At 37.3% G+C, this 306-nt stretch carries 1 protein-coding gene; it reads left to right on the top strand.

Features of this window, described 5'->3' with window-relative positions; translation table 11 throughout:
• Positions 1 to 306, top strand: a 306-nt coding sequence (locus SB773_RS30935) for a glycosyltransferase (protein ID WP_410594069.1), incomplete at both ends; no start/stop codon positions are given.

The following is a 306-nucleotide window of genomic DNA, read 5'->3' as shown; positions in this document are numbered from 1 at the left end:
CCACCTTAAGATGTATGTAAATCAGCCACATAATAAAATGGCTGAATATTTTTCAATCATTGGTGATTCCGGTGGCTTTTTATGTTCTACATCAAAAGTAGAAGGGTTTGGATATGCAGTTCTGGAAGCAATGGTTTGCCGATGCCCTGTTCTATCAACAGACTCTGATGGGGTACGCAGTTTTATCAGACATAATCAAACAGGAAAATTTTTCGATCAGGGAAATATCGATCAGGCAGAATTAGAAGGAAATGAGTTATTGTCAAACATTCCTTTAAGAGAAGATATTAGAAGAAAGGCCGTCAA

This window comes from Bacillus sp. SIMBA_074 (assembly GCF_046534555.1).
Classification (GTDB): Bacteria; Bacillota; Bacilli; order Bacillales; family Bacillaceae_G; genus Bacillus_A; species Bacillus_A mycoides.
The sequence above is the reverse complement of the archived record's forward strand: the minus strand, read 5'-3'. Positions and strand labels throughout refer to the sequence as shown.